23 protein-coding genes are annotated in these 26,921 nt (G+C 74.3%); 11 read left to right on the forward strand and 12 right to left on the reverse strand.

Translation table 11 applies throughout. The annotated features are described in order from the left end of the window. Positions 1-66 precede the first annotated feature (66 nt). Positions 67-1,158, forward strand: a complete 1,092-nt coding sequence (locus ACFYZL_RS23935; RefSeq protein WP_384585772.1) for a phosphotransferase family protein — start codon at positions 67-69, stop codon at positions 1,156-1,158. Between the two features lie 63 nt (positions 1,159-1,221). On the opposite strand, the gene ACFYZL_RS23940 is transcribed toward ACFYZL_RS23935, so the two are convergent. Further along, positions 1,222-1,680, reverse strand: coding sequence for a hypothetical protein (locus tag ACFYZL_RS23940; protein WP_384757839.1), 459 nt, complete (start codon positions 1,678-1,680; stop codon positions 1,222-1,224). A gap of 217 nt (positions 1,681-1,897) precedes the next feature. On the opposite strand from ACFYZL_RS23940, the gene ACFYZL_RS23945 reads away from it, so the two are divergent. From ACFYZL_RS23945 to fxsA, 4 genes are all read left to right on the forward strand, one after another. Further along, entirely contained in the window at positions 1,898-2,338 is a 441-nt protein-coding gene (locus ACFYZL_RS23945; protein WP_328303565.1) for an Lrp/AsnC family transcriptional regulator, read from the forward strand. A 138-nt stretch (positions 2,339-2,476) separates the two neighbouring features. Continuing rightward, positions 2,477-4,105 carry an amidohydrolase gene (locus tag ACFYZL_RS23950; protein ID WP_388681494.1) on the forward strand — a complete coding sequence of 543 codons (1,629 nt, stop codon included), beginning with the start codon at positions 2,477-2,479 and terminating at the stop codon, positions 4,103-4,105. Between the two features lie 301 nt (positions 4,106-4,406). Continuing rightward, positions 4,407-5,216, forward strand: a complete 810-nt coding sequence (locus ACFYZL_RS23955; protein WP_384585778.1) for a polyprenol monophosphomannose synthase — start codon at positions 4,407-4,409, stop codon at positions 5,214-5,216. A 115-nt stretch (positions 5,217-5,331) separates the two neighbouring features. Next, positions 5,332-5,928, forward strand: a complete 597-nt coding sequence (gene fxsA / locus ACFYZL_RS23960; protein ID WP_384757833.1) for an FxsA family membrane protein — start codon at positions 5,332-5,334, stop codon at positions 5,926-5,928. Between the two features lie 141 nt (positions 5,929-6,069). On the opposite strand, the gene ACFYZL_RS23965 is transcribed toward fxsA, so the two are convergent. The 3 genes from ACFYZL_RS23965 to ACFYZL_RS23975 form a co-directional block, all read right to left on the reverse strand. Continuing rightward, entirely contained in the window at positions 6,070-6,444 is a 375-nt protein-coding gene (locus ACFYZL_RS23965) for an RNA polymerase-binding protein RbpA (RefSeq protein WP_007262928.1), read from the reverse strand. A 312-nt stretch (positions 6,445-6,756) separates the two neighbouring features. Further along, the gene (locus ACFYZL_RS23970) at positions 6,757-8,148 is read right to left on the reverse strand and encodes an MFS transporter (RefSeq protein WP_384757613.1); all 1,392 of its coding nucleotides are present in this window, start codon (positions 8,146-8,148) and stop codon (positions 6,757-6,759) included. A 68-nt stretch (positions 8,149-8,216) separates the two neighbouring features. Then, entirely contained in the window at positions 8,217-8,987 is a 771-nt protein-coding gene (locus tag ACFYZL_RS23975) for a glycerophosphodiester phosphodiesterase (protein ID WP_384757610.1), read from the reverse strand. Between the two features lie 192 nt (positions 8,988-9,179). Between ACFYZL_RS23975 and ACFYZL_RS23980 the strand changes: the two genes are divergently transcribed. After that, positions 9,180-10,682, forward strand: coding sequence for a PLP-dependent aminotransferase family protein (locus tag ACFYZL_RS23980; protein ID WP_384757607.1), 1,503 nt, complete (start codon positions 9,180-9,182; stop codon positions 10,680-10,682). A gap of 12 nt (positions 10,683-10,694) precedes the next feature. Here ACFYZL_RS23980 and ACFYZL_RS23985 read toward each other — a convergent pair whose 3' ends face one another. Both ACFYZL_RS23985 and ACFYZL_RS23990 read right to left on the reverse strand, forming a co-directional pair. Next, the gene (locus ACFYZL_RS23985) at positions 10,695-12,326 is read right to left on the reverse strand and encodes a hypothetical protein (RefSeq protein ID WP_384757604.1); all 1,632 of its coding nucleotides are present in this window, start codon (positions 12,324-12,326) and stop codon (positions 10,695-10,697) included. Positions 12,327-12,395: 69 nt separating this feature from the next. Then, positions 12,396-12,590, reverse strand: a complete 195-nt coding sequence (locus tag ACFYZL_RS23990; protein WP_136210723.1) for a hypothetical protein — start codon at positions 12,588-12,590, stop codon at positions 12,396-12,398. A 303-nt stretch (positions 12,591-12,893) separates the two neighbouring features. Here ACFYZL_RS23990 and ACFYZL_RS23995 point away from each other — a divergent pair, with 303 nt between their 5' ends. Together ACFYZL_RS23995 and ACFYZL_RS24000 are read left to right on the forward strand one after the other, a co-directional pair. After that, complete coding sequence (locus tag ACFYZL_RS23995; protein WP_384757600.1) at positions 12,894-13,310, forward strand: ankyrin repeat domain-containing protein; 417 nt, start codon at positions 12,894-12,896, stop codon at positions 13,308-13,310. 320 nt (positions 13,311-13,630) lie between these two features. Beyond that, positions 13,631-15,028 (forward strand): HEAT repeat domain-containing protein, encoded by a 1,398-nt coding sequence (locus tag ACFYZL_RS24000; protein ID WP_384757597.1) that lies wholly within the window; start codon positions 13,631-13,633, stop codon positions 15,026-15,028. 179 nt (positions 15,029-15,207) lie between these two features. Here ACFYZL_RS24000 and ACFYZL_RS24005 read toward each other — a convergent pair whose 3' ends face one another. The 5 genes from ACFYZL_RS24005 to ACFYZL_RS24025 all read right to left on the reverse strand — a co-directional run bounded on the left by ACFYZL_RS24005 (position 15,208) and on the right by ACFYZL_RS24025 (position 19,123). Continuing rightward, on the reverse strand, positions 15,208-16,230 hold the full coding sequence (locus ACFYZL_RS24005; RefSeq protein ID WP_384757750.1) for a hypothetical protein: 1,023 nt from the start codon (positions 16,228-16,230) through the stop codon (positions 15,208-15,210). Further along, positions 16,227-16,805: an RNA polymerase sigma factor gene (locus tag ACFYZL_RS24010; protein WP_388681508.1), complete on the reverse strand. Its 579-nt coding sequence runs from the start codon at positions 16,803-16,805 to the stop codon at positions 16,227-16,229. Before ACFYZL_RS24010 ends, ACFYZL_RS24005 begins: the two co-directional genes overlap by 4 nt. Before the next feature lie 73 nt (positions 16,806-16,878). After that, positions 16,879-17,745: a biotin-dependent carboxyltransferase family protein gene (locus ACFYZL_RS24015; protein ID WP_384757744.1), complete on the reverse strand. Its 867-nt coding sequence runs from the start codon at positions 17,743-17,745 to the stop codon at positions 16,879-16,881. Next, complete coding sequence (locus ACFYZL_RS24020) at positions 17,742-18,359, reverse strand: allophanate hydrolase subunit 1 (RefSeq protein ID WP_384757741.1); 618 nt, start codon at positions 18,357-18,359, stop codon at positions 17,742-17,744. The genes ACFYZL_RS24015 and ACFYZL_RS24020 overlap by 4 nt, the downstream gene beginning before the upstream one ends. Continuing rightward, positions 18,356-19,123: a LamB/YcsF family protein gene (locus ACFYZL_RS24025; RefSeq protein ID WP_384757751.1), complete on the reverse strand. Its 768-nt coding sequence runs from the start codon at positions 19,121-19,123 to the stop codon at positions 18,356-18,358. Before ACFYZL_RS24025 ends, ACFYZL_RS24020 begins: the two co-directional genes overlap by 4 nt. Positions 19,124-19,348: 225 nt before the next feature. On the opposite strand from ACFYZL_RS24025, the gene ACFYZL_RS24030 reads away from it, so the two are divergent. Beyond that, positions 19,349-20,854, forward strand: a complete 1,506-nt coding sequence (locus tag ACFYZL_RS24030) for a hypothetical protein (RefSeq protein ID WP_388681512.1) — start codon at positions 19,349-19,351, stop codon at positions 20,852-20,854. Between the two features lie 190 nt (positions 20,855-21,044). Here the strand turns inward: ACFYZL_RS24030 and ACFYZL_RS24035 are convergent, their stop codons facing one another. Beyond that, a complete protein-coding gene (locus ACFYZL_RS24035; RefSeq protein WP_384757735.1) occupies positions 21,045-21,176 on the reverse strand; it encodes a hypothetical protein in 132 nt (43 codons plus the stop codon). On the opposite strand from ACFYZL_RS24035, the gene ACFYZL_RS24040 reads away from it, so the two are divergent. Beyond that, positions 21,165-22,088, forward strand: coding sequence for a hypothetical protein (locus tag ACFYZL_RS24040; RefSeq protein ID WP_384757732.1), 924 nt, complete (start codon positions 21,165-21,167; stop codon positions 22,086-22,088). The genes ACFYZL_RS24035 and ACFYZL_RS24040 overlap by 12 nt on opposite strands. Before the next feature lie 55 nt (positions 22,089-22,143). Beyond that, positions 22,144-26,871, forward strand: a complete 4,728-nt coding sequence (locus ACFYZL_RS24045) for a hypothetical protein (RefSeq protein ID WP_388681516.1) — start codon at positions 22,144-22,146, stop codon at positions 26,869-26,871. Positions 26,872-26,921: the final 50 nt, after the last annotated feature.

Consider the following 26,921-nt stretch of genomic DNA (forward strand, 5'->3'; position numbering starts at 1 on the left):
CGCATCAGAACAGGGATCGGCATCAGAACAGGGATCGGCATCAGAACAGGGAAGGGGCCCACCGCCATGGCAACCGCTCCACGTCCGCGCACCTCCACCCGCGAGCCCGAAGAGCTCGGCCGGCGCCTCGCCGCCTGGCTGGACACCCGGCTCCCCGGTGCGAAGGTCACCAACGTCTCCGTCCCCGGCTCCAACGGCATGTCCAGCGAGACCCTGCTCTTCGACATAGAGCACCCCGACACCCCGCTCCGCGCCTGCGCGCTGCGGCTCGCCGCGGATCCGGCCGCCTACACCGTCTTCCCGTCGTACGACATGCCGCGCCAGCACCGCGTGATGAGCCTGGTCGCGCGGCACACGGACCTGCCCGTCCCGTCCGTGCAGTGGCTGGAGGAGGACCCGGGGCCGCTGGGGGCGCCGTTCTTCGTGATGGCCCGCGCCGAGGGGCGGGTCCCACCCGACGTCATGCCGTACACCTACGAGGGCAACTGGCTGCACGCCGCGACCGACGCCGAGCGCGCCGTGCTCCAGGAGGCCAGCATCTCGCTGCTGGCCCGCCTGCACGACCAGTTCCCCGCCAAGGAGGCGGAGTTCCTGCTCCCCGAGGGCGAGGGCAGCCCGCTGCGCCGTCACGTCGACGCCCAACGCGCCTACTACTCCTGGGTGGTGGAGGGTCTGGCCCCCTCGCCGCTCATCGAGCGGGCGTTCGCCCGCCTGGAGGAGATCTGGCCGCAGGACGAGGGTCCGGCGGTGCTGAACTGGGGCGACGCCCGCATCGGCAACGTCGTCTACGACGGGTTCACGCCGGCGGCCGTCCTGGACTGGGAGATGGCGGCGTACGCGCCGCGCGAGGTGGACCTCGGCTGGACGGTCTACCTCCACCGGTTCTTCCAGGACCTCACCGTGGGCTTCGGCCAGCCCGGCCTCCCGGACTTCCTGCGCCGTGAGGACCTGGAGCGCAGGTACGCCGAGCTCACCGGGCACACGCCGCGGGACATGGAGTTCCACACCCTCTACGCGGCCCTGCGGCACGGGATCGTGATGCTGCGCATCGCCTACCGGCAGGCGCACTTCGGCGAGGTCGAGATCCCGGAGAACCCGGACGGCCTGATCCTGCACCATGCCAGTCTGGCCGCCATGGTGCAGGGAACGTACTGGTAGAGCCGACGCGGCGGCCGCGGGCGGCAGACCGCGGACAGTGGCGCGCTCGGGGGGCCGGGACCGTCAGGCCGCCTGCGCGTGCTGCTGCTGCGTCTGCGGCGGAATCGGCCGCACCAGCCGGACGGGACGGGAGCCCGGACCGCCGACGTGCGAGAACGGCTGCGTCCGCCAGTCCAGCCCCTGGGGCAGGTCCAGGAGGACGACGGACTCGAACTCCTGCACCTCCGACGGCTGGAACACGCCGACGGTGGACAGCGCCTCGGCGGCGGGCCGTCCGGTGCCCGCGCACACCGTGAGCCCGAAGGGGTTCCACGGGGTCAGGCACAGCGCGTGCTGCGGCAGGTACTCCTCGTCCGCGACGAGGGCGATCGACTGGCCGCAGTCGGGGCAGATCGCGTGGCGGATCTCGAACCCCTCGCCGTCTTCGAGGTATTCGGCGTCTTCGGAGAACGCGCCCTCCTCGCCGTCGACCTGTTCGAGGGGCTCCGGTTCGATGCGGCCGGCGCGCGTGGTGTTCAGCATGGATGTACTCCCCCTTGGGTGGGCCGGGCGGGCAGGTTCTTCGGCCACGGCCACAGCAAGCACTTCCCGCCACGCGGCACGAGTAACCACGACACGACCCCGTACGCCTGCATGACCCTGTGGCCTTCGTCACATGCCCGCCGCAGATGCCTCCAGTGGGTGGACAGCACTGGGCCAGGAGCACCCTTGGGCCTTAGGTTGAGCGGCTATGAGCGCAATGGAGGAGCTGGACCGCCAGATCGTTGATCTGCTCGTGCGGGACGGGCGGATGAGTTACACGGATCTGGGCAAGGCCACCGGACTGTCCACGTCGGCAGTCCATCAGCGAGTACGCCGCCTGGAACAGCGCGGGGTGATCCGCGGCTACGCGGCGGTCGTCGACCCCGAGGCCGTCGGCCTGCCGTTGACGGCCTTCATCTCGGTCAAGCCGTTCGACCCGAGCGCCCCGGACGACATCGCGGAGCGGCTGTCCGGCGTTCCCGAGATCGAGGCCTGCCACAGCGTCGCGGGCGACGAGAACTACATCCTCAAGGTCCGGGTGGCGACCCCCCTGGAACTTGAGGACCTCCTGGGCCGCCTGCGGGCCCTCGCGCACGTCTCGACGCGTACGACCGTGGTCCTCTCCACCCCGTACGAGGCCCGCCCGCCCCGCGTCTAGTGCCGAGGCCGGGGACCTCTTCCGCCCCACTCACCCACGCCCCGCCCGTGCGGGTGGGTGGGTGAGGAAACGGCGGCGCGGGCACCCGCCGCGCACCCGCGTCCGGCCGGGGCCGGCGGAGGGGCGAGACTGTTCCCCATGACTGACCGCACCGCCAACTCCGCCGACGCCGCCGGAGCAGCCCCCCGTACCGTCCTCCTGCGCGGGGGCGAGGTACACAGCCCCGCGGATCCCTTCGCCACCGCGATGGTCGTCGAGCAGGGCCGTGTGGCCTGGGTCGGCTCCGAGGGCGCGGCCGACGCCTTCGCCCAGGGTGTGGACGAGGTCGTCGACCTCGACGGCGCGCTCGTCACGCCCGCCTTCACCGACGCGCACGTCCACGCCACCTCCGCGGGGCTCGCCCTCACCGGGCTGGACCTGACCGGCGCCCGGTCGCTCGCCGCCGCACTGGACCTCGTACGGGCGTACGCCGCGAGCCGCCCCGCCGACCGGGTGCTCCTCGGGCACGGCTGGGACGCCGCCCGCTGGCCCGAGCGCCGGGCCCCGCGCCGGGCCGAGCTCGACGGGGCGGCCGGGGGCCGCCCCCTCTACCTCAGCCGCATCGACGTCCACTCGGCCGTGGTCACCACCGCCCTGCTCGACCTCGTCCCCGGCGTGCGGCCCACCGGCGACGAGCCGCTGACCCGCGACGACCACCACGCCGTACGGCGGGCCGCCCTCGCCGCCGTCACCCCGGCGCAGCGGGCGGAGGCCCAGGCGGCCGCCCTCGATCGGGCCGCGTCCCTCGGCATCGGCTCCCTCCACGAGTGCGGCGGGCCCGACATCTCCTCCGCCGAGGACTTCACGGCCCTGCTCGCCCTGGCCGCCGAGCGGCCCGGCCCGCGCGTCTTCGGGTACTGGGCCGACCGGGACCTGGACCTGGCCAAGGAGCTCGGGGCGGTCGGTGCCGCCGGTGACCTCTTCGTGGACGGGGCCCTCGGTTCGCACACCGCCTGCCTGCACGCCGCGTACGCCGACGCCCCGCACACCGGTACCGGATACCTGGACGCCGTCGAGGTGGCCGAGCACGTCGCCGCCTGCACCGAAGCGGGCCTCCAGGCCGGTTTCCACGCCATCGGGGACGCCGCGATCACCGCCGTGGTCGAAGGGGTCCGGGCGGCTGCCGAGAAGGTCGGCCTGGCCCGTGTCCGCGCCGCCCGGCACCGGGTCGAGCACGCCGAGATGATGACCCCGGCCACCATCGCCGCCTTCGCGGAGCTCGGTCTGACCGCCTCCGTGCAGCCCGCCTTCGACGCGGCCTGGGGCGGCGAGGACGGCATGTACGCCGACCGCCTCGGGGCCGAGCGCGCCCGCACCCTGAACCCGTACGCGGCCATGCTCAAGGCGGGCGTCCCGCTGGCCTTCGGCTCGGACGCTCCGGTGACCCCGCTCGACCCGTGGGGCACCGTGCGCGCGGCCGCCTTCCACCGGACGCCCGAGCACCGGATCTCCGTGCGGGCCGCCTTCACCGCCCACACCCGGGGCGGCTGGCGGGCGCTGGGCCGCGACGACGCGGGGGTGCTGGTTCCCGGCGCCCCGGCCGACTACGCCGTCTGGCAGAACGCCGAACTGGTCGTGCAGGCCCCCGACGACCGGGTCGCCCGCTGGTCCACGGACCCCCGTTCCGGGACCCCCGGGCTCCCCGACCTGACCCCCGGATCGGAACTGCCGGTGTGCCTGGCCACCGTGGTCGGCGGACGGGAAGTATTCGTACGCCCACAGGGGTGATGCGGCGGGCCTCGGTTCGGTACGGGCGGTCCGACCCGGATAGGTTCGGCCGGGTCCACCACAAGGACGTCCGTGCCGGACGGAGCCGTCTGCTCAGCGCGCCCGCGCCTCGGGGGCGAGGGAAGGTTTCGCCGGTCGGGGGTCCCGCCCACTCCGAAGGAGCCCGGGGGAGGGTGGTCCCGGTTCGGGGCCGCGCGGTCCAGTAGACAACGGTCACGGCGGCCCGCAGCCGGCGGGAGTCTGACCGGCCCGAAGGACCGCGTGCCCCGATCACTGTTCTAGAGTCGTTTCCTGCGACCAGATGTACAGGACGTGCGCGAGCACAAAAGGGGACCCAGTGAGCGACGGCGGACAGCGGACCTACGGACCGCTCGGTACGGCCTTGGTGATCATTCCGACCTACAACGAGGCGGAGAACATCGGGCTGATCGTCGGCCGCGTCCGCGCGGCGGTGCCCGAGGCCCACATCCTGGTCGCGGACGACAACAGCCCCGACGGCACCGGCAAGCTCGCCGACGAACTGGCGGCCGGCGACGACCACGTGCACGTGCTGCACCGCAAGGGCAAGGAGGGGCTGGGCGCCGCCTACCTCGCGGGATTCGTCTGGGCCCTGGAAGAGGGATACGGCGTCATCGTCGAGATGGACGCCGACGGCTCGCACCAGCCGGAGGAGCTGCCCCGCCTGCTCACCGCGCTGACCGGCGCCGACCTGGTCCTCGGCTCCCGCTGGGTGCCGGGCGGCCGCGTCGTGAACTGGCCCAAGAGCCGGGAGTTCCTCTCGCGCGGCGGTTCCACGTACTCCCGGCTGATGCTGGACGTCCCGATCCGGGACGTGACGGGCGGCTACCGCGCCTTCCGCCGCGAGACCCTGGAGGGGCTGGGCCTGGACGAGGTGGCCTCCGCCGGTTACTGCTTCCAGGTCGACCTGGCCCGCAGGGCCGTGCAGAAGGGTTTCCGCGTGGTGGAGGTCCCCATCACCTTCGTCGAGCGCGAGTTCGGCGACAGCAAGATGAGCAAGGACATCGTGGTGGAGGCCCTGTGGCGCGTCACACAGTGGGGCGTGAAGGCGCAGGCGGCCAAGCTCCTCGGCAAGGGGCACCCGAAGGCCTGACCGGCCGGCCCCGACCTGCCCGGTCCTGACGGGCCCGGCCCTGACCTGCCCCTAGGGGATGTCCGGTACCTCCGGCTGAGGACACTTTTACACCGGCCCAGGCACACTGGACGGTATGACGACCGGCACTGGATCCCTGCGGACGGGCACTTCGACGTCCCCTCGGCGGCGCTCACCCGCCCGTACGTTCCTCCCCCTGGCGGTGGCCGCCTGGCTGATCCTGGAGATCTGGCTGCTCAGCCTGGTCGCGCAGGCCGGCGGCGGCCTGGCCGTGGCCGCGTTGCTCGCGGCCGGGATGGTCCTCGGCGCGGTGGTCGTCAAGCGGGCCGGGCGGCGCGCCTTCAAGAACCTGGCCGGCACCTTCCAGCAGGCACAGCAGGGGCAGCAGCCCACCCCCCAGCAGCCGGGCCAGGGCAATGCCCTCACCATGGCCGCGGGACTGCTCCTGATGATGCCCGGCCTGATATCGGACGCGGCCGGCCTGCTCCTCCTGCTGCCGCCCGTCCGCTCCTTCGTCGCGCGCAGGGCGACCCGTTCCCTGGAGCGCAGGATGACCTCGGCGCAGGCCGGCAGCTTCGGCGACGCCTTCCAGCAGGCCCGCATCCACTACCCCGACGGCAAGATCGTCCAGGGCGAGGTCATCCGCGAGGACCGGCCCGGCGACCGGGGCCAGGGGCCTGACACCACCTACCGACCGCCGATCGCCCCGTAGAGGGCCGGTGAACCGGTGGTGAGCCGGTGAGCCGGGCGAGAAGGTGAGCCGGTGCGAAAGCGAGACGACGGAACGCCGAGGGGCCCGCCACACGACGTGTGGCGGGCCCCTCGGCGTTTTCCTTGGTACAGCGCCCGCAGACTACGCGGACTTGCGGCTGTCCCGCGGATGCACGGCAATGTTCATGGCGCCGGAACGAAGGACCGCAAGCCTCTCGGCCAGCACTTCCTCCAGCTCCTCGCGGGTGCGCCGCTCCATGAGCATGTCCCAGTGCGTTCGCGCGGGCTTGCCCTTCTTCTCTTCGGGCCCGTCCCCGTCCACCAGGAGTGCCATGGCGCCGCACGCCTTGCACTCCCACTCCGGCGGAATTTCTGCCTCAACCGAGAACGGCATCTCAAATCGATGTCCGTTCTGGCATGCGTACTCCACCGCCTGGCGCGGGGCCAGATCGATGCCGCGGTCCGTCTCGTAGCTGGTAACCACGAGGCGCGTACCGCGGAGAGCTCGCTCACTCATGAATCGTGCCTCCCGGGCTTGTCGCCCACAGGACAGGTGTCGCTGTCGTCGTCATCCGGTCAACGTCCGGTCGGCGGTATTGATTCCCGATCCGGGTCATGCGTCGCCCGTCGTGCCGCCCCTTGTTGTACCCACCAATGCCCGTTTTGTCACATCTGGCAGCAGATGTCACCCAACGTCCACGCTTCTTGAGCGCGCAGTAACGGTCCGCCTGGCAGGCCAAAGGCGTACACTACCGGCCCTTTGCTTCAACGTCTAAATTCGTTCGGAATTCGTTCGTGGATACGGGCCGGGCGCGCTCGCGGAACCCTCTCAGATCCGCTCGGGTACAGGATTGCCTGCCGCCTCCACCGCGCGCCGCACCGGCACCCTCGCGAGCAGCACGAAACCCAGTGCGAAGAAGACCACCAGCGAGATGATCGCGTACCGGTAGCTGCCCGTGAGCTGGTACGTCAGGCCGAAGACGAGGGGGCCGACCCAGCTCAGCCCGCGGTCGCTCATCTCGTACGCCGAGAAGTACTCGGCCTCCTTGCCCGCCGGCACCAGGTGCGAGAAGAGCGAGCGCGACAGCGCCTGGCTGCCGCCGAGCACCAGTCCGATCATCGCGGCGAGTGCGAAGAACCACACCGGGGTCCGCGCCGGGAGGAAATAGCCGGCCGCCAGCGTGAGCGCCCACGCCGCCAGTGAGCCCAGGATCGTCCGCTTCGCGCCGTAGGTGACCGCGAGCCGGCCCATGGCCAGCGCACCGGCCACCGCGAGGATCTGCACCAGCAGCACCGCCCCGATCAGGGTGGACTGGTCCAGCTTCAGCTCCTCCGAGCCGTAGATGGAGGCCTGGGAGATCACCGTCTGCACGCCGTCGTTGTAGATCAGGTACGCGAGCAGGAAGGACAGGGTCAGCGGGTAGCGCCGCATGTCCTTCAGGGTGGCGACGAGCTGCTTCCAGCCGCTGACCGCCGGAGCCTCGCCGGGCTCGCGGACCACCCTCCGGTCCCGCAGCCGGCGCAGCGGGATCAGCGCGAACGCACCCCACCAGAGTCCCGCGGAGGCCAGGCAGATCCGTACCGCCATGCCCTCGGTGAGGCCGAAGGAGTCGTGGCCCATGTAGAGCACCAGGTTCACCACGAGCATCAGGGAGCCCGCGGTGTAGCCGAAAGCCCAGCCGCGCGAGGAGACGGTGTCGCGCTCGTCCGGGGTGGAGATCTGCGGCAGATAGGCGTTGTACAGCACCATCGAGATGGACAGCGCGGCGTTCGCCACGACCAGCAGGAAGCCGCCGAGCAGATAGCGCTCACCGCCCAGGAAGAACATCCCGGTCGTCGCCGCGGCGCCCGTGTAGGCCGCCACGGCCAGCATCGGCTTCTTGCGTCCGCTCCGGTCGGCGATCGCACCCACCAGCGGCATGAGCAGCACGGCGAGGATCACCGAGGCCGAGACCGCGTACGCGAAGAAGGAGCCGGCCCGCACCGGGACGCCCAGCGGGTGGACGAAGCCCTCGGCGTCGGCGGCGGCCCGGGCGATCGAGGTCAGGTAGGGCCCGAGGAACACCGTGAGCACGCTCGCCGAGTACACCGACACGGCGAAGTCGTAGAAGTACCAGCCGCGCTGCTCGCGCTTGCGCGCGGCCGCGTCGGCCGTCGCCGTGGTGCCCGATCTGCCGTCGTCGGCCCCGGATTCCGCTTCGTCCTCGGTCTGCGCACTCATTCGGTGCCCCCTCGCTGGTCCCCGTACCGCACGGTCCGCCGGAGCCCGCTCGGGCACCTCGGGCCGTGTCAGGCCCAGGCCCCGCGCTCGTCCAGCACCGTGCGCAAGATGTCGATCCGGTCGGTCATGATGCCATCGACTCCCAGGTCCAGGAGAGCCTCCATGCGTTCCGGTTCGTTCACGGTCCACACGTGCACCTGGAGTCCCCGTTCGTGCGCGGTGCGTACGAACCTGCGGTCGACCACGCGGATGCCGGCCTGGGTCTCCGGTACCTGCGCCGCCACCGCCCCCACCCGCAGCGCCGCCGGGATGGCGAACGAGCGCAGCCGCAGGCCGAGCACCCCGCGCACGCCGTAGGAGGTCGCCAGCCGGGGGCCGGCGATCTTCGCGGCCCGGGCCACCCTGCTCTCGGAGAAGGAGCCCACGCACACCCGGTCCCAGACGCCCTTGCGCGCGATCAGGTTGACCAGCGGGTGGAGGGCCGACTCGGCCTTGATGTCTACGTTCCAGCGGGCGTCCGGGAACTCCTCCAGCAGGTCCTCGAAAAGGGCGAGGGGCTCGGTGCCCCCCACCCGGGCCTCGCCGATCCGCTTCCAGGGCAGCTCGGCGATCCGGCCCGTCCCGTCGGTGACCCGGTCCAGCGTGGAGTCGTGGAAGGCGACGAGTTTCCCGTCGGCGCTGGCGTGCACATCGGTCTCGAAGTAGCGGTAGCCCGCGTCGGCGGCCCGACGGAAGGCGGCGGCGGTGTTCTCCAGCCCGTCCGCGGCACCTCCCCGGTGGGCGAAGGGGATCGGAGCCGGGTGGTCCAGATACGGATGGCGAAGGCGTACGTGCGTCACGCGCGCAGTATCCCCCGCGCGGACCGCGCCGCGGTGACCGGAAGCCTTCGCGCAGTCGAAGATCGGTGTCGGGCAGGCCCTCCCCTGGTGCGGGTGGACTGGCACGTGACAGGCTGGACCCGCAGTTCCCAATCCAATCCCGACCCCGGCGCCGCCCGCCCGGGGCCAATCCGACGAAGGTGGACCGGACGCATGGCCGAATGGACCTCGGCGGTCGGCGCCGCGCAGCTCGCCCGCCTGATCACCTCGCAGCAGGAGCGGCCCGCCGTGCCGGGCGCCCGCAAGCTGCCCGCGTACCGCACCCTCGCCGACGGGATCCGGCTGCTCGTCCTGGAAGGCCGCGTTCCGGTCGCCGCCCGGCTGCCCGCCGAGCGGGAACTGGCCGGCTCCCTCTCCCTGAGCCGCACCACCGTCGCCGCCGCGTACGAGGCCCTGCGCGGGGAGGGGTTCCTGGAGTCCCGCCGGGGCGCCGGGAGCTGGACCTCCGTCCCGGCCGGGAACCCGCTGCCCGCCCGCGGGCTGGAGCCGCTGCCGCCCGAATCGCTCGGCTCCATGATCGATCTCGGCTGCGCGGCCCTCCCGGCGCCCGAGCCGTGGCTGACCAAGGCCGTCCAGGGCGCCCTGGAGGAGCTGCCGCCGTACGCGCACACCCACGGGGACTACCCGGCGGGGCTGCCCGCGCTGCGGCGGATGCTCGCCGACCGCTACAGCGAGCAGGGCATCCCCACCATGCCCGAGCAGATCATGGTCACCACCGGGGCGATGGGCGCCATCGACGCCATCTGCAGCCTCTTCGCCGGGCGCGGGGAGCGGATCGCCGTCGAGTCCCCGTCCTACGCGAACATCCTCCAGCTGATGCGCGCCGCCGGGGCCCGCCTCGTGCCCGTGGCCATGGCCGAGGGACTGGCCGGCTGGGACATGGACGTCTGGCGCCAGGTGCTGCGCGACTCGGCCCCCCGCCTCGCGTACGTGGTCGCCGACTTCCACAACCCGACCGGGGCGCTGGCCTCCGAGGAGCAGCGCCGGGCGATGGTGGAGGCGGCCCGGGCGGCCGGCACCGTACTGGTCGCCGACGAGACGATGCTGGAACTCAAGCTGGAGCCCGGTCTGGAGATGCCCCGCCCGGTCTGCTCCTTCGACCCGGCCGGCTCCACCGTGGTCACCGTCGGCTCGGCGAGCAAGGCCTTCTGGGCGGGCATGCGGATCGGCTGGGTCCGCGCGGCCCCCGACGTCATCCGCAGCCTGGTGGCCGCCCGCGCCTACGCCGACCTGGGCACTCCGGTGCTGGAACAGCTCGCGGTGAACTGGCTGATGCGGACCGACGGCTGGCAGGAGGCCGTGGACATCCGCCGCGCGCAGGCCCGCGAGAACCGCGACGCCCTGGTGGCGGCGGTCCGCCGGGAGCTGCCCGACTGGGAGTTCGAGATCCCGCAGGGCGGGCTGACCCTGTGGGCCCGCGCGGGCGGGCTCTCCGGCTCCCGGCTGGCCGAGGTGGGGGAGCGGGTCGGCGTACGGGTCCCCTCGGGCCCGCGCTTCGGCGTCGACGGGGCCTTCGAGGGGTACGTACGGCTGCCCTTCACGGTGGGCGGCCCGGTGGCCGAGGAGGCCGCCGGGCGCCTGGCCGCGGCGGCCCGCCTGGTCGGCACGGGCGCGGCCGGCGGCACCGCGGAACCCCCGCGCACGTTCGTCGCCTAGTGCGGCCCGGGGTCAGGGTGCCTCGGCCGCCACTTCCGGGATCTCCGCGGTGTCGACGGCCGGGCCCTGCTGCGCGGGCGGCTGCGCCCGGACCGCCTTCGTCAGCGTGACCCGGGCCCCGTCCGCGCCCTGCTCCGAGCGGCGTTCGGGGAGGAGCGCCAGCACCGCCTGGCGGTACGCCGGGTGCGTGGCGTCGTCGTACGGGTCCGGGGTGGAGGGCACCTGGAGCCGGTGGACGGGGCCCGTGCCGAGCCGGGCGTACCCGCGTCCCGGCGGCATCTCCGCGGGCGGCGTGGTGTGCGGCGGCAGGCCCAGCACGTCGGCGATCTGCTGGATCGCGGCGGGCCCGAGCACGATCCGGGCCCGGGTGTGCTGCCAGACGGCGTCGTTCAGCAGTTCCAGGTGATCGAAGTGTTCGGCCACCGCCACCGTGACGTGCGCGGCCCGGCCGTGCCGCAGCGGCACCTGGAGTCGGGCCAGCGGATCGGGGAGCCCTTCGGCGGCGGCGAGGTGGGTCGGCACGCTCGGCTGGTCCAGCAGGATCCACAGGGGACGCCGGGTGTCCTCGGGGGCGGGACGGCCCGCCTCACGGGCGCGGTGGGTGGCCACCAGCCGCCGCTCCGTCTCCTGGGCGGCCCATTCCAGGGTGGCCAGCGCCCCGGTGGGCCCGGACTCCACGGCGAGGACGCCGTCGCGGCCGGAGAGGCAGGCGAACTCGCCGCTGCCGCCGCCGTCGATGATCAGTACGTCGCCGCCGTGGCGCAGGGCCTGTACGGCGATCGAGCGCAGCAGGCTGGTCGTGCCGCTGCCGGGCCGGCCCACGGCCAGCAGGTGGGGCTCGGTGGAGCGGGGGCCGGTCCGCCAGATCACCGGCGGCACGTCGCGGGGCTCGTCCCCGTCCAGGACGGGCAGGGTGCGCTGCACGCCGCCGGAGTCGGTGAAGCCGAGGACGGTCTCCCCGGGGGAGGTCACGAAGGGCTGGGCGGCGATGCCCGTCGGCAGCGCCGCCAGCACGCGCAGGTCGAGCTGGTTGCCCTCCTCGTCCCAGTCGAAGAGATACTCCCGACCGCGCCCGGACTTGGCGTGCAGCAGTGCCTCGATCCGGGCCCGCGAGGCGGCCTCGCCATCGGTGAAGTAGGCCGGGTAGCGGATGTGGAGCCGGGTGACGCGACCCGCCTCGTCGAACTCGTAGCCGCTGAAGGCCTTGTCCCACTCCCCGCCGTGGGCGAAGAGCGGACTGGGGTCCTCCGGGATGGAGAAGTACGGCACGAGTGCTTCGTAGAGGGAGCCGAGCCGTTCGGTCTCGGCCTCGCTGGGCCCGGTCTTCACCGGATTGCGGTCGCGTCCCCGCCAGGCCGCCGCCGCCATGAGGGTGATCAGGGCGAGGAGCGGGCCGTAGGGGACGAGCGCGACCACGAGAACGCAGGCGGCTCCCAGGAACAGTGCGGGACCGCGCTTGTCCTTGGGGGTCTCGGCCCATTTGCGCCGCCCGGCCGAGGCCAGGATGCGCAGGCCGCGTCCGATGACGAGGAGCGGGTGGAGGACGTCCGTGGCACTGTCGGCGGCCGTGCGAGCGAAGTCGCGGCCCCGGACCAGCGACGCGGTGCCGCCCTTGAGGATGCGGGGAAGTGGGCGCCGGGCCACGGGCGTCTCCTGGAGTTGTCGTGTGACGTGTGTTTCGGGTGTGGCTGGTGAATCGGTGCGGTGGCCGGGCTAGAGCTTGATCCCGCCGAGCAGGCTCGCGAGGCTCGCCGTGGACGCCGTGATGCTCGGGGCGATGGCGGAACCGGCGAGGAAGAAGCCGAAGAGGGAGCAGACGAACGCGTGCGTCAGCTTCATCCCGTCCTTCTTGAAGAACAGGAAGGCGATGATGCCTAGCAGGACGACGCCCGAGATGGACAAGACCATGAGAGGTTCTCCTGGTGGGTGGGGACAGTCACCATCAGTTGTCCCAGGCTCACAGGAAGTATCAATGCGACAAAAGGTGCATACGGGTGAATCTGCGGGTTTTTCACTTGACCGGCTCATCCCGGCTGGCGCGTCCGGGACGAATGGGGTCGAGGGTGATCATTGCCTCGCCCCGAGCCGTACACGTGCAGGTCCGGGCGCTACTCTGACGATTCACCCGTACGGACGCAGTGCCGTGCGCCCCCCTGCCCGCACGGCCCGGGGAAGCTTCAAGCCAGCAGCGAGTGAAAGGCGGTACGCACCATGAGCGAGCACACCGAAGGCGCCTCCCCCGACGCGCCCGACGAGGACGTCATCGAACTGGCCGGCAAGATCTTCGACCTCGCCCGTCAGGGTGAGGCCGCGCAGCTCACCGCCTACCTCGAAGCGGGCGTCCCGGCGAACCTCACCAACGACCGCGGCGACACCCTCGTCATGCTCGCCGCCTACCACGGCCACGCCGAGACCGTCACGACCCTGCTGGCCCGCGGAGCCGAGGCCGACCGGGCCAACGACCGCGGCCAGACCCCGCTCGCCGGCGCCGTGTTCAAGGGCGAGGAGGACGTCATCCGCGCGCTGCTCGCCGGCGGGGCCGACCCGAACGCCGGAACCCCCTCCGCCGTGGACACGGCGCGCATGTTCGGCAAGGCCGACCTGCTGGAACTCTTCGGAGCCGAGTAGTCCGCTTTTTGCCGCGCGGGGAGCGGGTACGGACCTCACGGGTTGATCACGGCAGCCGTAAATGTGGTCGCGGCGCACAAACCGGCTGGGTCATCATGGCGTCGGATTCGATTCGCGAGCACGGGGGACGGGCAGGACGGCATGACGCGAAGGGTGTCCCGGCCGAGTCCGGCCGCCATGGTCACGAAGCACCGACGAGAGTGAGAAGACAATGGTCTGCATCGAGCGGAACACGACGGCGAACGCCCTCACATGCTGTTACGCGGCTCTGTGAATCACGATTCCCGGTTGCGTCCCCAGCTTGATTTGAGGCCATTCCCATGTTCGAACCAGTCATAGCGCCGAGCGGTACCCTGCTCGGGCTCCTCCAGCGCGGCCGCGGCGACGGCACGCTGCACGCGCTCGCGGCGCCCAGGGCCGAGGCCCTCGCGGCCCTGAACCAGTGCGTGCTCAGCGATCCGCGACAGGACTGGCAGGTCGAGAACCGCTCTCTGTACTACGCCAGGCTCTACCTGGATCTCGACGGACCCCTCGCCGAGATCGAGAGCCACCTCTTCAGCGCCGACGACCTCGTCGACGACGAGGACCACAGGACCGGCCTCGCCCTGTCCGTGCTCGGCCACCTGGCCTCGTACGGCCGTGACGACGCGCTCATGCTGCTGCGCCGTTACGCCGCCTCCGGGGCGAACTGGGCCTGGGCACTCGACGAGCTCGCGCTGCGCGACGACGACGAAGGACTGCGCTCCCTCGGGGCGTCCGTCCTCGCCCGCTTCCCCGCCACGGCGGAGGGCGAGGCGCGGCTGGCCGCCGCCGTCCGCGACGCGTACGAGCCCAGGCCGTGGTGCCTGTGGGAGGAGTCGCCGCTGTACGGGGACCGCTTGCGCGCCGCCCGTCAGCAGGGCTCCTTCGACCGCTGGCAGCGACAGATGACCCCCAGCGGGCCCCGGCCGGGCTGGGGCGTCCAGGCGGTCTTCGAATGGGCCGCCGACGGCCTGCGCCGCGGTACGCCGCTGCACGTGCCCGCGGCGCGCTGCCTGGCCGCCGTGGCCCAGCCCGAGGACCGCCCCGCCGTCTTCGAGGCCGCCGCCGGCCGGCAGGGCGAGGCCGCCCGGGCCACCGCCCTGCACCACCTGGTCCTCGCCGAGCCGGAGAACCCGGCCGTACTGGACCTCATCGAAGCCGCCGCGGACGAACCGGCCGTGGCCGCCTACGAGCGCATGTGCGGCCCCGAGGCCGTCGAACGGGCCCGGCGCTGGGTCCACCGCCCCGACGCCCTCGGAGCGGCGGCAGGGGCCGTCCTGGCCGCCCGTGGCGACGCCGAGGACGCCGGACTGGTCCTGGGCGCCCTCCGCTCCACCGTCCGGGGCTCGGGCCCCGACTCCCAGCGGCTCTTCGCCCTGGTGGACGGCGCCGGCCGGCTCGCCATCGGCTGCGCGGCCCCCGTGCTGCGCCACGTCTACCGCGAGACCTCCTCGTCCCACCTGCGCGGCCGCGCCGCCCAGGCCCTGGCCAGCACGGACCCCACCTTCGCGGCGGGCTTCGCCGTCGAATGCCTGTGGGACTGCGAGGAGACCACCCGCGAGGTGGCCGCCCGCCACGCCGAGACCGCGGACGCCCGCGTGGCCCCCCGGCTGCGCCGCCTGGCGGCGGATCCCGCCGAGGAAGAGGACGTACAGTCCGCGGTCCGCGACCGCATCACCCCCGAGTCCGCGGTGTAGCACCCCGAGAGACGACCCCCTCCGCGCCCGGGCCCCGTCGAGGGGCCCGGGCGCAGTGCGTGCGGGCCCGCCGCCGCCCGCGTAGCTCCGGGCCCGGGCCGCCGCCGGCCCGCGGACACGATCCCGCCCCTTCCTCCGCCGGAGCGGGGGAAGGCGGGATCCTCTCGCCGCGCCCGCCCCTACTGCGGCGGCGTGCCCCCGTTCTCCTCCTCGCGGTCGAGCGAGGCGTCGATCTCGCAGGGCGTGACCTTCGAGGTCGGCTTCACCCCGGCCGCGGTCCGAACCGGTGACCCGGGGGACTTCCCGAACACGAGGGTGTACCCCGGAGGGACCGTCTTCGAGTTGATCTTCAGCTTGTCCCGCTCCGGCCGGCGCAGCTCCGCCTCGGGGTCTGCCTGGAGACCGCGGTAACCGCCGCTCGGGTGCGTGCACTCCGAGGCCGGCAGAGACTCCGTCACCGCGACGCTCACCCCCTGCTCCCGGAGCCGCTCCACCACCGCGGGCAGTTCGTCGACCGTGGGCAGGGGAATGCGGATCGTGCCGGCGGGCTCGCCCGAGGGGTAGGCGGGGCCGGCCTTGAGGATCTCCTCCAGGCCCTCCCTCTCGTCGACGCCGCACGACGGGACCTTGGAGGTCTCCACCACGCCGATGGTGATGTCCGGGTAGCCGTTCAGGAAGTGCTCCGGCTGGGTGATGACGAGCGAGTGGCCCGGCGGAACCGTTTTCGCGTCGACTTTCAGAAAGTACCCCTGGTCATCGTTCTGGATGATGTTCGTCGCGGGTGGGCGCTTGTCCTTCAGCCCGCGGTACCTCTCGACGGGCTCGGAGCACTGGGACGGCGCTCGCAGCGGGACCAGCACGGCCGGGACCCCCGCCTCCGTCAGCGCGTCCACCAACTGCCGCACCTCGTAGGGATCCGGCGGCATCACCCGGAGGGAGCCGTCCGGGTTCTTCCGGATCCTGGGCAGGCCCGTGTCCGACGGGCTCGGCGTCACGGTGGGACCGACCGCCGGCCGGCTGCCGTCACGGCTGCTGCCGGGCACCGCCATCACCGCGACGACGACGGCCGTCGCCACCCCCACGGCCAGCGGGATGCCGTACCGGCGGGCGCGGGAGGGGGCGGGAGTCGGCGGGGCCTCCGGCAGACGGGCCAGCAGTGCCGCCTTCAGGCGCTCCTCGAACGCGTGGGGCCTGCTGCTCATCGGACTGCCTCCAGCGTGGGATCGGGCCGGTTCGCGGAAGCCGGCGCGCGCAGTGCGCGGCGCGCCCGGTGCAGGCGTACGCGGATCGTCGCCTGGGTGACGCCGAGGGCCTGGGCGGCCTCGGCCGGGGTGAGTTCGTCGAGTACGACGAGGTCCAGCGCGGCCCGCAGCGGCTCGGAGAGCGCGGCGTGACGCCCGGCCACGTCGCGGAAGGCCCGCTGGGCGTCGATCCGCTCCTCCAGGGCGGCGACGTCCTCGTCGTCGAGGAGGCGGCGGCCGCTCAGCCGTGCCAGGGCTCCGCTCTCGCGGGCGAGGCCCCGGGCGTGGCCCGACAGGACGTTGCGGGCTATGCCGAACAGCCAGGCCACCGGAGCTCCCCTGTGGCGCCGGTAGCCGCCCGCCGATCCCATCGCGGCGAGGAAGATGTCCGCGGTCAGGTCGGCGGCCAGGTGAGGGTCGGCGACCCGACGGGTGACGAAGCCGAGCACCGCGTCGATGTGTTCCTCGTGGAACGCCCCGAACCCCTCGGGCGTGGTGAGATCCGGCGGGCCGGTCTCGTGTCGTGGGCTGTGCACCCGGTTCCTCCCCTGAGCGGGGGACCCGATCGGCCCCCTCACCCGGTACTTGACCGGAGCCCCCGCGAACGTTTCATCGGGACCGGACGAACCTCACGGGCACCCCCGGACGGGCCTGGGCCGCCGCGTCCAGGGCAGGGCCCGGTGGGACCACGCCCACCACCGGGTAGCCGCCCGTCACCGGATGGTCGGCCAGGAAGACCACCGGCAGGCCGTCCGGCGGGACCTGCACCGCCCCCAGCACCATCCCCTCGCTCGGCAGCTCGCCGGCCCGCGCCCGCACCAGGGGGGAACCGGCCTCCGTGCGCAGCCCGATCCGGTTGGACATCGCCGACACCCGGAACACCGCCCGCCACAGCCCGGCGACCGAGCCCTCGGTGAACCAGTCGGCCCGCGGCCCCGGCCGCAGTGGCAACAACAGCTCCGAAGGGGCCCCCGGCAGCCCGCAGACGTCCGCGCCGACCGCGGGTGCCGGGCCCGCCGCGCCCACCGGCAGCACGGTCCCCGCCGTCAGCACCGGTGGGCCCAGCCCCGACAGCAGGTCCGCCGAGCGGCTGCCCAGGACCGGTGCGACGGCCAGCCCGCCCCGCACCGCGACGTAGCTGCGCAGCCCGGACTCCGCCCGACCCACCTCCAGCTCCGCCCCCGGCGCCAGCCGCACCGGCGCCCCCCAGGCCACCGGGCGGCCGTCGACCCGTACGGAACACGGCGCGCCCGTCACCGCCACCGTCGTCGCGGCCAGGGCCCGCAGCGCGACCCCGTCCAGGGTGGTCTCCAGCGCGGCCGCGTCCGCCGGGTTGCCCAGCAGCCGGTTGGCCAGCGCGTGCGCGGCCGTGTCCAGCGCGCCCGAGCGGGGGACGCCCAGGTGAGCGTGGCCCGGACGGCCCCGGTCCTGGACCGTGGTCAACGCCCCCGGCCGGATCACCAGCAGCCCGCTCATCCGTCCACCTCCGCGAACCGCACCCGTACCCCCGGCGCGAACAGGGCCGCCGGATCCCGCTCCGGGTCCCAGAGCACCGCCTCCGTGGAGCCGATCAGCTGCCAGCCGCCGGGGGAGGAGCGCGGGTACACCCCCGCGTACTCGCCGGCCAGCGCCAGCGAGCCCGCCGGGACGGACGGCCGGGGCGTGTCCCTCCGGGGCAGGTGGAACCGTTCCGGCAGCCCCGTCAGATAGCCGAAGCCCGGGGCGAACCCGCAGAAGGCCACCCGGAACTCGGTGGCCCCGACGATGCCCGGCACCTCCCCGGGAGCCACCCCCCACAGCCGGGCCACCTCCGCCAGGTCCGGCCCGTCGAACCGCACCTCCACCGTGACCAGCGGGCCCTGCGAGGGCGCGAGCGGCGGCACCTCCCAGCGTGCGATCCGGGCGCCGAGCGCGGCCGGATCCCGTACGCCGTCCACCAGCACGGTCCGCGCTGCGGGAACGACCTCCCGCACGGGCCCCAGCTCACCCGCCTCCCGGCGGCGCAGCAGCTCGGCGTGGAGCGCGGCGACCTCCGCCGCCGAATCCAGCTCGATCAACAGCGCCCCGCCGCCCACCACCAGGCTCCTCACGCGAAGGCCTCCACCCGCACCCCGGCCGCGCCCAGCGCGTCGCGGACCCGCAGGGCCAGCACGGCGGCCCCGGGAGTGTCCCCGTGCAGGCACAGCGAGCGGGCCGCCACGGGCACCGGGGAGCCGTCGGCGGCCCGTACCGTCCCCTCGGCCGCCATCCGTACGGCCCGCTCCACCACGGCGTCCGGGTCGTGGAGCACCGCCCCCGGCTCGCCGCGCGGCACCAGCGTCCCGGCGGGCGTGTAGGCGCGGTCGGCGAAGGCCTCGGCCACGGGCGTCAGCCCGGCCTCCTCGGCGGCCGCGAGCAGCAGCGACCCGGGCAGCCCCAACACGGGCGGGCCCCCGGTCGCCCCGGCCCCGGCGGCGAGCCGGACCCCGGCGACCACGGCGGCCGCCTGGTCGGCGTCGTACACGGTGCGGTTGTAGAGCGCACCGTGCGGTTTCACGTACGACACCCGGGAGCCGGCCGCCCGCGCGAACACCTCCAGCGCCCCGATCTGGTAGGCCACCTCGTCGGCGAGCTCGCCGGGCGGCACGTCCATGGAGCGCCTGCCGAAGCCGGCCAGGTCGCGGTAGGAGACCTGAGCGCCGATCCGTACGCCCCGGGCCGCGGCCAGCTCGCAGACCCGGCGCATGATGGACGGGTCCCCGGCGTGGAAGCCGCAGGCGACGTTGGCGCTCGTCACGACGGACAGCAGGGCCTCGTCGTCGGTGAGCGTCCAGCGCCCGAAACCCTCGCCGAGATCGGCGTTGAGGTCGATCACGCCGGCGGATGCGATCATGGAAGCCATGCGCCGAGGGTAGAGCAGGCCACCCGGCGGGCAGCCCCGGACGATCCGATCGAGCCGATCGAGCCGATCGAGCCGATCGAGCGAACCGGCGGAACGATCCGCAGCGGCGGAACGATCCGAACGAGCGGAACGATCAGAACGATCCGGCCGAACCCCCGCGTTTGGGATGTTGTCAGGGTCAGCGCCTAGTCTTTGTCCGTGACTCTCCCAGCCCCGGCGAAGACCCTTCCGTCCCCGGCGCCGGGCCCGGCCGCCGACGAGGGCCTGGCCCGGCGACTGCGCGCCCTCGCCTGCACCGCCCCGCTCCACGACCTCGACGTGCGCAAGGCCAATCTGGCCGGCGAGTACGGGGTCTACGCCATGGCCGAGGTGGCGCTCTCCGCGATCGACCTGGTCACGCTGAACATGGACTTCGACACCGGCGCCGACCACGAGCAGATAGTGGCCCGCCTGCTGCCGCGCGTCGCCGCCCAGGCCCCGGCCCGCCCGGCGGCCGAGCACGAGCGGGTGGCCCGCTGGGTGCTGGAGAACCTGATCAACGTCGGCAGCGTCGACCGCGGTTTCCGCGCGATCTACGGCACCTTCGGCGCGGACGGCGTCTACGTGCGCCGCGACTACGACTTCAAGCTGATCGAAGAGGTCCCCGGCCACGGCGGCGCGGTCTACCTGCGCACGACGGACGAGGCGGTCAACGTACTCGTCGGCGCCCTCGACACCGATGTCACCAGCGCCCAGATCGCCGCCGAGGTGAAGCTGGAGGTGCTGATCAGCCGCGGCCGGCTGGCCGACGCCCAACTCGCCGCCGAGCAGGCCCGGTACCGGACCGTGCAGTACGCCGAGACCCTGCGCCGCACGCTGGACGCGACGCGGCGCAACGTCCGGGCGGTGGACTGGCTCCAGTCCGTGCCCGACATGATCGAGGAGGCCCTCGACCACGTCGCCGACCGCTACCGCCACGAGAACGCGATCCTCACCAACATCCGCAAGGCGCGCGACGAGGCGGAGGAACCCGAGAACAAGCGGCGCGCCGCCGAGCTCGTCGACATCGTCAAGGACTGCATCCGCCGCCACACCCAGCTCCAGTCCCGGCTGCTGGACGCGGGCCCGCTCTTCCGCGCCGAGCAGGACCGCCAGGCCTTCGCGGCGCCCGCACCGCGCTCGGGGATCGACCTGTACGGGCAGCTCGTCGCCCCGATCCTGCCGCTTCCGGTCTCCGGGGCCCGCCGGGTCACCGACGCCTTCTTCGCCTCCGGGGCCGGTCTGCGCACCCCCGTCTCCGTACGGGTCGCCGACCTCGTCGACATCCTGCTGACCCCGCCCGTCGAGCGGGAGCACCTCGGCCTGGAGATGCCCGAGCCCGACCTGATCGCCACTCCGGACGACAGCCGCTTCAGCGAGGAGCAGCTCGCCGCCGCGACGCGGCTCCTGGACCTGCCGCACGACGCGCCGCGCCGGCTGTCCGGCCTGCTGGCGGAGGCCCGCCGCAGCGACCCGGACCTGCCGTACCTGGTGGCCCTGCTGGCCGTCCACGCGGCGAGCCCCGCCGTCGGCACGGCGTACCGCCAGGGCGAGGAGCGGCTGCTCTTCGCCGTCGACGACGGCACCCAGCTGGACGACCCCGAGTTCGGTGGCGCCGACCTCATCGTGGGCACGGCCCTCCTGGACGCCGCCGGCATGGCCGCCGACCGCACGGAGGCGGCGTGACGACCACCGCCGCCCGGTGCGCAGGCACGGCGGGTCGGACGGGCCGGCCGGTGTCCTGCCGCCGTACGCTCCCGGTTCAGCCGGCCCCGGCCGGTTTCCGGCGGCCCGCGTTGTCCGCCGTGCACGGAGCCCCGTGTCGCACCGGCCCGTCCGGTGCCGCCCGAGCCGCCGCGCGCCGCGTCGCTCCGCGTCAGCGGATCCGTACCGCACCGGCTCCCGGGGCGGAGCCCGCACGGCGGCCCGCCCCCATGGGCACGACCCGTACCGCCATCACCACCCGCACCACCCGCACCGCCGAGGAGACGTACCAGTGAGCGACCACCACGCCGAGCACACCGCGTGGAGCGAGCGGCACACCGGGTGGAACGAGCCCGATGCGCCGCCGGCCCCTGTCGCGCCCTCGGCCGGCGCCACGGTGACCCCGGCCGACGCCGCCGACGCGGCCCGCCTCGTCGCCTTCGGGCTGCAGCCCAAGCTGCTGCCCGCCCGCGACGCCGAGTACGCCGAACTGCTGCGCCGCTACCGCGAGGACACCGCCTTCGGCCGGCTCGCGGACGCCGTCGCCACCGGCCTCGGCCTCGTCGTCCTGGAGGTGTCCACGCGCGCCGGCATGGCGGTCGCCGCGGGCGAGGACTCCGTCTTCGCCGTCCGCATGGGCGACTACGCCCGCCGCACCGCCGCCGACTCCGCCGACCGCTTCCTGCACGGCCTCGCCCACCTCGCCGTCGCCGCCCTCGCCTTCCCCCGTCCCGAGGACCTCGCCGACGACGCGTACATCGGCCGCATCACCGTCAACGGGGTCGACGCCTTCGTACGGCAGACCTGCCGGCGCCTCGAAGAGCGCGCCGAGGAGCTCGGCGAGAACACCGACCCGGCCTCCGACGCCCCCGGCCTGGAGGCAGCCTGGCGGGTCTACACCCGCCGCAGCGCGACCGGCGCCACCAAGGACGCCCGCCGCCTCGCCGGCTCCACCACCGGCATCGTCGGCAAGGCCGCCGCCTTCCTGACCGACTCCGGCTTCCTCCAGCGCACCGGCGACGAGGCCGGCGGCACCTACCGCACCACCCCCCGCTACCAGCTCCAGGTCCGCGACATGGCGGGCAGCGCGGCCATGGCCGAGCTCCTGGAACTCGGCGTGGTCCCGGTCAGCGACGGCTCCGCCACCCTCCTGCCGCCGCCCGAGGGCGACGACCTGGACCTGGCGGCCGACGCCGGCCTGCCGTTCCACGCCTGAGCCACCCGCCCCGTACGTACTGAGACCCACCGAGAAACAACGAGAGTCCGCCGCCATGTACGAGCTGTCCCGGATCCGCCTCTACTCCATCGGGCCCGCCGGCGCACGCTACGCCGACACCGTGCTCGACCTGCGCGGAGTCGGCGAGCCGGTGCCCCACCCGGCGCCGACGCAGGCGGAGTTCTTCGAGGACGAGCCCACCGGGCCGCCGCGCCGCCCCGCGCCCGCCGGCGTGCTGTTCCTGGAGAACGGCGGCGGCAAGTCGGTCCTGCTCAAGCTGATCTTCTCGGTGATGCTCCCCGGCCACCGCAACACCCTCGGCGGCGCCAGCTCCGGCGTGCTGCGCAAGTTCCTGCTCGCCGACGACTGCGGCCACGTGGCCCTGGAATGGCAGCACACCCAGACCGGCGAATGCGTGGTCGTCGGGAAGGTCAGCGAATGGCGCGGCCGCCAGGTCTCCAACGACCCCCGCAAGTTCGCCGAGGCCTGGTACTCCTTCCGCCCCGGCCCCGGCCTCAGCCTCGACAACCTGCCCGTCGCCGAGGCCACCACGGTGCGCCCGCCCGTCGAAGGGGCCTCCGGCGCCCAGGGCCGCCGCCGCACCATGAAGGGCTTCCGCGACGCCCTCACCGAGGCCGGCAAGGCGTACCCGCACCTGGAGGTCTCCTGGGAGGAGATCCACGACCGCTGGAACGAGCACCTCACCGAGCTCGGCCTCGACCCCGAACTCTTCCGCTACCAGCGCGAGATGAACGCCGACGAGGGCGAGGCCGCCGGCCTCTTCGCGGTCAAGAAGGACTCCGACTTCACCGACCTGCTGCTGCGGGCCGTCACCGACACCCGCGACACCGACGGCCTCGCCGACCTCGTCCACGGCTTCGGCAACAAGCTGGGCCGCCGCGCCGAGCTGATGGCCGAACGCGACTTCACCGCCGGCTCGGTGGACCTGCTCACCCGCATCGTCGAGGCCGCCGAGACCCGCACCCGGCTGCGCGACGTCCACGCCGGCGCCGAACGCCGTACGCGCACCCTCGCCCGGCGGCTCTCCGCCCGCGCCGCCGAGGAACGCGGCCGGGCCTCCGAACTCGCCCAGCGGGTCACCGGCGCCGCCCACGAGGTCACCGCCGCCGAGTCCGCCCGCGCCCGCAGCGCCGCGGTCTCCGCCGAACTTGCCTACCGGCACGCCTCGCTGGCCCTCACCGTCGCCGACAAGGCCGCCGCCGCCCAGCGCCGCGAACTCCTCGAAGCCCGCACCCTGCACTCCGCGTGGCAGGCCGCCGAGAGCGTGCTGCGCCACCGCGCCGCCGCCGACCGTTCCGCCCGGGTCGCCGCCGCGATCCTGGAGGCCGAACGGGACGCGGCCCCGGCGCTGGCCGCCCGCGCCACCGCCGCCGCCGAGCTGGTACGGGCCCTGCACACCGCCGCCGAACAGGGCGAGCGGGCCGCGAACGAGGAGGAGGAGCGTTCCGCCGAGCTCCAGGCCGTCGGCGAGGCCGCCCACCGTGACGCCACCGCCGCCGCCACCGCCGCACAGCGCGCCCGCAGCGAGGCCGAACACCTCCGCTCGCGGCTCGGCGAGGTCGAGCAGGAGACCGCCGAGGCCGTCCGCGCCGGCTGGCTCGACGACTCCGCCCCCGACGCCGACCCGGCCCGCGCGGCCCTCGCCGCGGCCGACGCCGAGAAGACCGCGGTGGCCGCCTGGGACGAGTCCCGCGAGGCCGCCCGCACCGCCGGCGAAGCCGCCCGGGAGGCCGCCGCCGCGGAATCCCGCGCCGAACTCACCGCCGCCCGCGCGGCGGACGCCGCCGACGCGGCCGAGGCCGCCCACGCCGCCGAACACCGGGCCGCGGCCTCCCTCGCCGAATCGCCCCGCCTGACCGAACTCCTCGGCCTCCCGGACGCAGCCGGCCATGCCCCGTCCGACGGCCTCGGAAGCCAGGGGTCCGGCGGCGTGGCCGCGCCCGCCGCCCCACAGGGCACCGAGCCGGGCGCGGCCTCGACCGGCTCCGCCCAGGGCGGACCGCACGGCACCGGCGCGGCCCAGCCCGACTCCCGTACGCCCGGACGGCTGTCGGCCGAGGACCTCGACCGGAACGCCGAGGACCTCCACCGCCTGCTCACCGACGGGGTCGCCTCCGCCGAACGCCACCTGTTCGAACTCCGCACCGCCGCCGCCGACGACGCCCGCATCCTCGGCGCCCTCGGCGACGGAGGGCTGCTGCCGCCCGGCCCCGACGTCCTCGCCACCGTCGAGTACCTCGGCGAACACGGCATCCCGGCCCTGCCCGGCTGGCGCTACCTCGCCCAGTCCGTGGACCCGGCCGACCACGCCGCCGTCCTCGCCGCCCGCCCCGAACTCGTCGACGGCGTCGTCATCACCGACCCCGACACCCACGGCCGGGCCCGCGAGGTCCTCTCCGCCGCGGCCCTGCTGCCCCGCTCCACCGTCGCCGTCGGCACCGCCGCCGCCCTGCTGGCACCCGTACCGCCCGCCGACGGCACCGACACCGGCGTCTTCCTCGTCCCGCCGAACCCGGCCATGCACGACGAGCACGCCGCCGACGAGGAGCGCCAGGCGCTGCGCGCCCGCGCCACCGCCCGCGACACCGAGATCCGCGACCTCGCCGCCCGGCTGTCCGGCGACCGTGAACTCGCCGCGCGCCTCGCCTCCTGGCGCACCGGCTGCCCGCCAGGCCGGCTCGCCGAGCTCGCTCGCCAGGCCGAGGCCGCCCGGGCGTTCGCCGAGGAGACCGACGCCGAACTCGCGGAGGCCCGTACCGTACGCGCCGAGGCCGACGAGGCCGCCGCCGACGCCACCCGCGTCCGCGACGAGCGCCAGGACACCGCCCAGCGCGCCCGCCGCGCCGCCGACGCCCTCGCGGGCCTCGCCTTCCGCCTGCGCGAGCGCGCCGGCTGGCAGGCCCGGCTCCGCGAACTCGCCGACGAAGCCGCCGAGTCCGAGGCCCGCGCCGAGGTCTGCCTGGACCGCGCCCGCGCCGCGGACGAGGACCGCCGCGCCGCCCAGCGCGCCGCCGACGACGCCCGCCGCACCGCCCGCGCCCTGCGGGCGGAACGCGCCGAGATCGCCGGCGCCCCCGACCCCCTCCCCGAGGACGACGGCTCCCGCAAGGCGCCCCTCCCCGACCTGCGCGAGGCCTACCGCGCAGCCTCGCAGCTCTACGAGAAGGTGGGCGTCGGCGCAGACCTGCGGGCCGAACAGGCCCGCGCCGAGAGCGACGAGAGCGCCGCCCTCGCCGAGCTCGACCGCCTCACCAACAAGGTCCGCACCCGCGCCGCCCAGCTCCTCGAAGGCACCGACGGCGCCGACGGCCCCTCCCGCCAGGCGGCGGCTGCCCGCGCCGAGGCCCTCGTACAGATGCTGGAGTCCCGGGCGTCCGCCGCCAGCGAGCAGCTGGGCCGGCTGCGCGGCGAGGCCGAACGGCACGCCCCGGCCGACGGCGAGGCGCACACCGACCTCCCCGACGAGCTCGTCCCCGAGGACGTCGAACAGGCGGTGGCCCTGCTGCGCACCGCCACCGCCCAGCACGCCGCCCACAGCGCGGCGGTGGAGTCCGCCCGGGCCGCCCACGCGGACCTGCTGCGCGCCCACCGCACCGCCGAGGACGGCGCCGGCGGCTTCGACGAGACCGCCGCCCTCCTGCGGGACCTGCTGCGCGACCACGCCCACCAGGACGACGAGCAGGAACCGGCCCCTCACCCCGGCACCCTGGAGGAGGCCCGCCAGTCGGCCGCCGAGACCCGCCGATCCCTGCGCGGCTGCGCGGCCGAGCTCTCGGCCGCCGAGGCCGCGGTGCGCGAGGCGAGCGACATCCTGGTCCGGCACGCCAACGCCACCCGCTACGAGCAGGTGCGCACCCCCGCCCGCCAGCAGATCCGCGAACTGCCCGCGTCCGCGCTGCCCGAGCACGCGGCGGCCTGGGCCGCTGCCTTCGCACCCCGGCTCCGCGTCCTCACGGACGAGCTGGCGCAGCTGGAACGCAACCGCGACAGCATCGTCGACCGCCTGCGGGGCCTCGTCGAATCGGCCCTGGCCACCCTCCGCTCCGCCCAGCGGCTGTCACAGCTCCCCGAAGGCCTCGGGGAATGGTCGGGCCAGGAGTTCCTGCGGATCCGCTTCGAGGAGCCCGACCAGGCCACCCTCACCGAGCGGCTCGGCGAGGTGATCGACGAGGCGACCCGCTCGGCGCTGAAGAAGAACAGCGCCGCCTCCTTCGGCGAAGGCCGCCGCGACGGCATGTCCCTGCTGCTGCGGGGCGTCCAGGCGGCTCTCGAACCCAAGGGCATCGCGGTCGAGATCCTCAAGCCGGACGCCGTCCTGCGGGCCGAACGCGTCCCGGTCGGTCAGATGGGCGACGTCTTCTCCGGCGGCCAGCTGCTCACCGCCGCCATCGCGCTCTACTGCACCATGGCGGCCCTCCGCAGCAACGACCGCGGCCGCGACAAGCACCGCCACGCGGGCACGCTGTTCCTCGACAACCCGATCGGCCGCGCCAACGCCACGTACCTGCTGGAGCTCCAGCGGGCTGTCTCGGACGCCCTCGGCGTCCAGCTCCTGTACACCACGGGCCTGTTCGACACCACGGCCCTCGCGGAGTTCCCCCTCGTGATCCGGCTGCGCAACGACGCGGACCTGAGGGCGGGCCTGAAGTACATCAGCGTGGAGGAACACCTCCGCCCGGGCCTGCCCCAGCAGTCCCCGGAGTCGGAGCCGATCCACGGCGAGATCACGGCCACCCGCATGTTCCGCCGCACCTCTTCCTGACGCACCGCCGGCACGCCTCGCCGCCGGCACGCCTCGCCGCCGGCACGCCT

The sequence above is a fragment of the Streptomyces sp. NPDC001717 genome, assembly GCF_042892775.1.
GTDB lineage: Bacteria > Actinomycetota > Actinomycetes > Streptomycetales > Streptomycetaceae > Streptomyces.